The organism is Nocardia sp. NPDC060220, assembly GCF_042727815.1.
In the GTDB taxonomy this organism is placed as follows: Bacteria; Actinomycetota; Actinomycetes; order Mycobacteriales; family Mycobacteriaceae; genus Nocardia.
Genome location: NZ_JBHWZY010000403.1, coordinates 1 through 6,131, shown reverse-complemented (window position 1 = coordinate 6,131; position 6,131 = coordinate 1). Strand labels below are relative to the sequence as shown.

Sequence of the window (6,131 nt, the reverse complement as noted above, 5' to 3'; positions counted from 1 at the left end):
GCTCAGGGCACCACGCTGCAAGGTGAACTCGACTCCTACGCTGTCGAATTCGGCCTGCACGCGGGCGGGCAGGTATCCCTGCGCCTGCCCGACCAGGCCGCCGCGAGCGTGCTGGTCGCCGCCCTGCGCGCGAACCCACCCAGCGACATCGCAGGCACCCCGGTGAAATTCACCGACCAGGCGCAGGTCCGCGGCCGGCTCCGCACCGACGCACTGATCTTCGACGCCGACGACTTCCGCATCGTCGTGCGTCCCTCGGGCACCGAACCCAAACTCAAGTGCTACCTGGAGGTATTCGCCCCGGTCGCCGACCGGGACGACCTGAACGACGCGAAACAGCTCACCGCCCAGCGCCTCTCCCAGCTCACCACGTTCTGCCGGTCGCTGGCAGCGGGCGAGCAATAGTTCAGCGGGGGCCGAACTGGCGGTCGCCCGCGTCGCCGAGGCCGGGGACGATGTAGGCGTTCTCGTTGAGTTTCTCGTCGATGGCGGCGGTGATCAGGCGGACCGGGAGGCCCGAGGCCGCGAGGGCGGCAACGCCTTCGGGTGCCGAGACGACGCAGATGGCGGTGATGTCGGTCGCGCCGCGGGCGGCGAGCAGTTCGATCGTGTGGCGCATGGAACCGCCGGTCGCCAGCATCGGATCGAGGACGAAGACGGGCAGGCCGGTGAGGTCGGCGGGCAGCGACTCGAGGTACGGCACCGGCTCGTGGGTCTGCTCGTCGCGGGCGATGCCGACGAATCCGACGCGGGCTTCGGGCACGAGTTCGGCTGCGGCGTAGACCATGCCGAGCCCGGCGCGCAGCACCGGCACGAGCAGTGGGGGCGCCGCCAAACGGACGCCCTCGGTGACCGCGACCGGCGTGTCGATGGGCTCGCGCACCACCGGCGCGTCGCGCAGCGCCTCGTACATGAGGATGCCGGTGAGATCGGCCAGAGCATTGCGGAAAGTGGCGTTGTCGGTCCGGGCGTCCCGCATGGTGCTGAGCAGGGCCGCGGCGAGTGGATGATCGACGGTGTCGGTGCGCATGAAAAGACGATAGGGTCGCTTGGCGCTTCGCGCCTACGACCGCTGGGGAAATTTTCGCGGTAGTAGGGAACCGAATGCGGCGTCGGTGCGTCCAAGATACTGAGTGACGTACTCTGCCCGGGAACTCGAGGATTGGGGGAAGTTCGATGACGAAAAAAATGTCGGCCGATGCCGAAGGCATCGTCGCGTACAGCGCAGCTGCTGAGGTGATGGCCACGGAACTGGCCACGGCGGCGGCTGGCTCGGTTGCCTCCGACCCCACCCTGCTCGGCCCCATCATGGGTCTCATCGGCGGCGATTTCACCGCCGCCTACTCCGCCGCGCACGCCGGTCACGTGGCGTCGATCGCCCAGCTGTCGGCGGTCATGGGGAGCATGGGGCTGGCCACCGCCAGCGCCGCGACCACCCTCGTCGAGACCGACCTGAACAACGCGGCCGGGCTCAGCGCCGCCGCGGGCGACATCGGTACCGAAGCATGATCGACCTCAGCGGCCTGGCTCAGCCCCTCCTCGATCTGCTGTCGAGCTTCGGCACCGGCGTACTCGGCACCGGCGGCGCATCCGACGGCTTGCGCTCGACCTCGACCAACCTCGACCAGATCTATCAACAGGGCCGCAACAGCATCAACAACGTGAACACCGCGTGGGACGGCCAGGCCGTCGACGCGGCCACCGCGAAGGCGCTGCGCGTACAGACCTCCTCGGCGACTCTGAGCGACAACGGCACCGAGATGGCGACCGTCGTCGACCAGGCCGCCGCCTATGTGGAGACCGGTCAGAAAGAGCTCGACGGAATCGTCAACTCGTTCCTGTCGCAAGTGTCCGCGCTCAGCCCCACCCTGGGCACCCCGGCCGGTCTGACCGCCGTGGTGAGCTCGGCGATCGATCACATCGGTCAGGGCATGGGCGTCGTCGGCCGGGTACAGGACGAACTCGGCACCCAGACCTCCGCGATCCAGGAGCTCACCCCCGCGCCGTCGAGCACGTCGCTGGCGAGCGTCTCGTCCGGCGCGAGCAACCTCGTGTCCTCGGCCTCGAGTTCCGGCCTGCTCTCGACCGCGGCGAGCACCGGCAGCACAGTGCTCAGCGCCATGGGTTCCGGCCTGTCGACAGCGATGGGTGGCAGCAACAGCAGCAGCAGCTCCTCGAAGTCGACCACCACGGGTGGGACCTCCGCGGGCACGGGCGGATCGACGGGGTCATCGGCCGGTTCGTCGACAGGGTCCGGTACCGGCGTCAAGATCACCCTGCCCGACGGCAGCACCGTCGAGGCGCCCAACGAGAAGGCCGCGACCGCGGTCCGCTCGGCCATCGGCGCCGTCGGCACCCCGTACGTCTGGGGCGGCAACGACCCCCAGTCGGGCATCGACTGCAGCGGGCTCACCAAGTACGCCTACGGCGAGGCCGGGGTCGAACTGCCACGGCTGGCGCAGGAACAGCACATCGGCAATCCTCAGGTATCCCCCGGTGACCTGATGCCGGGCGATCTGGCGGTGTGGGACGGCCATGTCGCCATGGTCGTCGGCAACGGGCAGCTCGTCGAGGCGGGCGATCCGGTTTCGATCAGTTCCATCCGAACGGAGAACAGTGGCATGGAGTTCTACGGCTTCTACAGGCCTACCGAATGAGCGGCACGCCGATCCCCGAGGTCCCCAATGTGGAGTCCGCGGTCAGCACCAACCGCTCCGGCACGATCTCGGTCCGCGCGACCAGCATGGGTCTGCCGATCGCGCTCAAGTTCGAACGCAGTGAATACCAGTTCGGCGCACAGGCGCTGGCCGACGAGATCCTGCGCCTGACCCGGCGCTCGACCATCGCCGCCGCGGCTCGCCTGCGCGAGGTCTACAGCGAGCAGGCGCAGATCCCCGACGAACTGCTCGACAAGATGAACCTGCCCACCCGGCGTCAAGCGGTCGACGAGCTCGATCGCATCGACGACGCCGACACCGGTCAGACGAGTTGGATGAGGCCACTGTGAGTGCGGAAATGGATGCCCTGGTCGCGGGCGTCACCGGAAAACTCGAGGCGCTCGAGGCCGCGCTGTACGGGTTGAAGCAGGTCAACGGGCGGTTCACCACCGAGGACGGGCTGGTCACCGCCGAGGTGAACAGCGACGGCGCCCTCGTCGCCCTGACGCTGGACGAAGCCATCACCACGCTGGCGCCCGCCGAGGCCGCCGCACTCATCCTGTCGGCCTGCAAACAGGCCACCGAGACCGCCGGTGAGGCACGTTCCAACATCATTGCGACACTGAACGAATCGCTCGCCGGCCCGAGTGCACAGCCCGACGGGCAATTAGCACCCGGGCCGGATAGTGCCCGGCGCTCGAGCTAGCTAGGCTTCGCGTCATGGCTTCTGGAGACATCGTCCCGATCGAGCTCGGTCTGACCGATGGCGATCTCGTCACCCTGTGGGCACCGCGCTGGCGCGACGGTGACGACGAGTGGGAGGCGTTCCTCGGTCACGAGGACGACCTCTACGGATTCGAGTCCGTTGCGGAGCTGGCGGCGTTCATCCGCACCAACTCCGACAACGACCTCGTCGACCACCCGTCCTGGGCGGTCATCGCCGGACTTTCGGCCGCTGAGCTGGAGCCGGAGGAGAATTTCAGCTTCGATCTGGTCTCCGTGCCGGAACTGGCGGCGGGCGACCCGGACGTCGACGTCGTCGGCGAGCTCGAGGACACCCTGGCGATGGTGCGCAATATCGCCGAGGTGTGCGAGCTCGACGTGGTGACCAAGTTCTTCGGCAACAACCCGGTGCTCGGTGCGCTGGCCAGCGGGGCGAGCACATTCGTCGGCCGCGACGGTGAAGAGCTGTGGGACCAGGTCGGTGCCGCGATCGTCAAGGGCTGGGACGACGTGCTCGACGCGATCGACAGTGTCGTCAGCACACCCGATGTCGACGCGGCCGCGGTGGCCGTCGCCGAGGCGGAGCTGCTGGCGGCCGAGGAGAACGAGGTCGACGCCGACGATGTCGCCGAGGAGGAGGAAGAGTTCGAGAACGTCGACCTCTCCGCGGCCGACGAGGACGAAGAGGAGTCCTTCTGGGACGAGGTCGGCATCGACCCCGTCAAGATCGTCACCTCCGACGGCGAGCAGTTCACCCTGCGCTGCTACCTCGACGACGAGCCGATCTTCCTCGGTGACGGCCGCAGCATCACCGTCTTCGGTTCCGAGCGCGCACTGGCCCGCTACCTGGCCGACGATCACGAGCACGAGCTGTCGCGGGTGTCGACCTACGCCGAGGTGCAGACCGCGGCGGTGGACGGTTCGCTCGAGGTCGAGGTGACCGACGAGAACGTCTACGTGCTCACCGGTCTGGTCGACGATCTGGCCGAGGGACCGGAGGCGGTCGATATCGAACAGCTCGACCTCGCGGTCGAACTGTTCAGCGACGCGGCCGACTACGCCGATGACGACAGCGTGGAAACGGCTCTCGCACAGTCGAACCCGCTGGGCTGGTACGTCTCGTACCTGCTCAACCCGGATCCGAACCGGATGGCGCCGAACCCGCCGTACGCGTCGGAGGCCCAGCAGTTCCGCGACTTGCAGCGTGCGTTCGAAGCACGCCTCGTCAGCGAGTAGTTCTCGACAGATCAGGGGTGGCACCGATACGGTGCCACCCCTGATTCATGTCAACCGAGCAGGACCGCGTAACCCGGCTTGATCACTTCGTCGATGATCTTCAGCCGGTCCGGGAACGGGATGAAGGCCGACTTCATGGCGTTGATGGTGAAGCGTTCCAGGTCGCTCCAGCCGTAGCCGAAGGTGTCGACCAGCTTGAGCATCTCCTCGCTCATGGAGGTATCGCTCATCAGGCGGTTGTCGGTGTTGACGGTGACCCGGAAGCGCAGGCGGGCCAGCAGGTCGAACGGATGCTTGTCCAGCGAGGGCACCGCGCCGGTCTGCACATTCGACGAGGGACACAGTTCCAGCGGCACCCTCATATCGCGCACGTAGTTCGCGACCAGGCCGAGCTGGGCGTCCTCGATGTCGCCCGGGACGCTGATGTCGTCGGTGATGCGCACTCCGTGGCCCAGCCGATCGCAGCCACAGAACGCCAGCGCCTCGTGAATCGACGGCAGGCCGAACGCCTCACCCGCGTGAATCGTGAAGTGCGCGTGATTGGCTCGCAGATACTCGAACGCGTCCAGGTGCCGCGTGGGAGGAAATCCCGCCTCGGCGCCCGCGATGTCGAACCCGCCCACCCCGGCATCCCGGAACCGCACGGTCAACTCCGCGATCTCCCGCGACCTCGCCGCGTGCCGCATCGCCGTGAGCAGACAGGTCACCCGGATGACATTGCCCTGCTCGGCCGCGATCGCCTCGCCCTCCCGGAACCCCGCGAGGGTGTGCTCGACCACCTCGTCGAGCGTGAGGCCCTTTTCGAGGTGCTGCTCGGGCGCGAACCGCACCTCCGCGTACACGACCCCGTCAGCGGCGAGATCGATCGCGCACTCCCGCGCCACCCTGCGCAAACCCTCCGGGGTCTGCATCACCGCGACCGTGTGCGCGAACGTCTCCAGATACCGCTCGAGCGATCCGCTGTCGGCGGCGTCACGAAACCACGCCCCCAAACTCTCGGCGTCGGCAGCGGGTAATTCGTCATAACCGCAATCAGCGGCCAGCTCTAGCACCGTCGAGGGCCGCAGACCACCATCGAGGTGATCATGCAGCAAGGCCTTCGGTGCGCGTCGGATCGAAGCAAGGTCAAGGGGCGCCGGTCCAGTCATGTATAGACGGTAGCCGCCCACGCCGATCCCGGCAGCGAAGTCCCCACGTGGCAACCGTCTCGTTGATTACCCGCCCCGCAAACGACTATTACGAGCCACCCACCGCATTCCCCACACCCCACACCCAGCCAGTCCCCTCCCCACCGGCCACACCTCACACCCAGCCAGTCCCCCTCCCCACCAACCACTCCGCACACCCAACCCGTCCCCTCCTCAACAACCCACCGCCCACACCCAGCCCGTCCCCCTCCTCAACAACCCACCGCCCACACCCAGCCCGTCCCCGTCTTCAACAACCCACCCAACCCAGCCACCGCACTCCCGACCCCTAGGGAGGGACGGCCACGAAGTGGCCCGTCCGCGGCCG

The 6,131-nt window shown here is 67.7% G+C and carries 7 protein-coding genes and 1 pseudogene; 6 read left to right on the top strand and 2 right to left on the bottom strand.

Features of this window, described 5'->3' with window-relative positions; genetic code table 11:
• Positions 1–405: pseudogene (locus tag ACFWF3_RS20770) on the top strand (phospho-sugar mutase); the annotation flags it as partial.
• A 1-nt stretch (position 406) separates the two neighbouring features.
• On the opposite strand, the gene upp reads toward ACFWF3_RS20770, so the two are convergent.
• Positions 407–1,030: a uracil phosphoribosyltransferase gene (upp, locus tag ACFWF3_RS20765; protein ID WP_378995364.1), complete on the bottom strand. Its 624-nt coding sequence runs from the start codon at positions 1,028–1,030 to the stop codon at positions 407–409.
• A 146-nt stretch (positions 1,031–1,176) separates the two neighbouring features.
• Here upp and ACFWF3_RS20760 point away from each other — a divergent pair, with 146 nt between their 5' ends.
• The 5 genes from ACFWF3_RS20760 to ACFWF3_RS20740 are packed head-to-tail and all read left to right on the top strand — an operon-like array spanning position 1,177 to position 4,616.
• A complete protein-coding gene (locus ACFWF3_RS20760) occupies positions 1,177–1,509 on the top strand; it encodes a hypothetical protein (RefSeq protein WP_379314914.1) in 333 nt (110 codons plus the stop codon).
• A complete protein-coding gene (locus tag ACFWF3_RS20755; protein ID WP_378995359.1) occupies positions 1,506–2,657 on the top strand; it encodes an NlpC/P60 family protein in 1,152 nt (383 codons plus the stop codon). The genes ACFWF3_RS20760 and ACFWF3_RS20755 overlap by 4 nt, the downstream gene beginning before the upstream one ends.
• Entirely contained in the window at positions 2,654–3,007 is a 354-nt protein-coding gene (locus ACFWF3_RS20750) for a hypothetical protein (protein WP_101464284.1), read from the top strand. The genes ACFWF3_RS20755 and ACFWF3_RS20750 overlap by 4 nt, the downstream gene beginning before the upstream one ends.
• The gene (locus ACFWF3_RS20745; protein WP_379314913.1) at positions 3,004–3,363 is read left to right on the top strand and encodes a YbaB/EbfC family nucleoid-associated protein; all 360 of its coding nucleotides are present in this window, start codon (positions 3,004–3,006) and stop codon (positions 3,361–3,363) included. The genes ACFWF3_RS20750 and ACFWF3_RS20745 overlap by 4 nt, the downstream gene beginning before the upstream one ends.
• A gap of 14 nt (positions 3,364–3,377) precedes the next feature.
• The gene (locus ACFWF3_RS20740; RefSeq protein WP_379314912.1) at positions 3,378–4,616 is read left to right on the top strand and encodes a primosomal protein; all 1,239 of its coding nucleotides are present in this window, start codon (positions 3,378–3,380) and stop codon (positions 4,614–4,616) included.
• A gap of 50 nt (positions 4,617–4,666) precedes the next feature.
• Here the strand turns inward: ACFWF3_RS20740 and ACFWF3_RS20735 are convergent, their stop codons facing one another.
• Positions 4,667–5,764 (bottom strand): adenosine deaminase, encoded by a 1,098-nt coding sequence (locus ACFWF3_RS20735; RefSeq protein ID WP_379314911.1) that lies wholly within the window; start codon positions 5,762–5,764, stop codon positions 4,667–4,669.
• Positions 5,765–6,131 lie beyond the last annotated feature (367 nt).

What these genes read in the sequence shown, in the direction of transcription:
- upp (WP_378995364.1), bottom strand. Translation starts at nt 1,030, where the DNA reads ATGCGCACCGACACCGTCGATCATCCACTCGCCGCGGCCCTGCTCAGC.
- ACFWF3_RS20760 (WP_379314914.1), top strand. Translation starts at nt 1,177, where the DNA reads ATGACGAAAAAAATGTCGGCCGATGCCGAAGGCATCGTCGCGTACAGC.
- ACFWF3_RS20755 (WP_378995359.1), top strand. Translation starts at nt 1,506, where the DNA reads ATGATCGACCTCAGCGGCCTGGCTCAGCCCCTCCTCGATCTGCTGTCG.
- ACFWF3_RS20750 (WP_101464284.1), top strand. Translation starts at nt 2,654, where the DNA reads ATGAGCGGCACGCCGATCCCCGAGGTCCCCAATGTGGAGTCCGCGGTC.
- ACFWF3_RS20740 (WP_379314912.1), top strand. Translation starts at nt 3,378, where the DNA reads ATGGCTTCTGGAGACATCGTCCCGATCGAGCTCGGTCTGACCGATGGC.
- ACFWF3_RS20735 (WP_379314911.1), bottom strand. Translation starts at nt 5,764, where the DNA reads ATGACTGGACCGGCGCCCCTTGACCTTGCTTCGATCCGACGCGCACCG.